A 480-nucleotide genomic window follows, 5' to 3' on the forward strand; every position below is an offset into this window, starting at 1 on the left:
AGGAACAGATTTTCCATTAACCAAAATAGACGCTTTACCATCGTCTACCTGGCTTAATATTTCAATTATTATCTTTTGCCCTATTTGAAAGGTGTCCTTGCCAGGTGTAGCTACAATAGCGTTAGGAATTGATCCGATTTGCACGTTAACACCTCGAAACTTATACATTTACTTTAATTATACCAGTTTTTGATTCCCTTTTAGACAAATTTAGACCTCAGTTTTACCTAGTCTCTATAATTAGGTCTATATTGGATCGTCCAACATCTCTGAGTCAGCCATGACCAGCGGATTGGAATTTAAGTAAAAAGCATGCTGAATTCTTCCTTCACTGACGAGCCGACCGGTGCGTTGGCAGCTGCACCATTATCTGAGCGGGTAAGACCGACGACCTTATGACCGGCATCGATGAGTTCGCGGACGAGCGAAATGCAACCTTTCCGATTCCAACAGAAGCTTCATAATGTAATTAAATTCATA

The organism is Desulfosporosinus shakirovi (genome assembly GCF_020595055.1).
Taxonomy (GTDB): domain Bacteria; phylum Bacillota; class Desulfitobacteriia; order Desulfitobacteriales; family Desulfitobacteriaceae; genus Desulfosporosinus; species Desulfosporosinus shakirovi.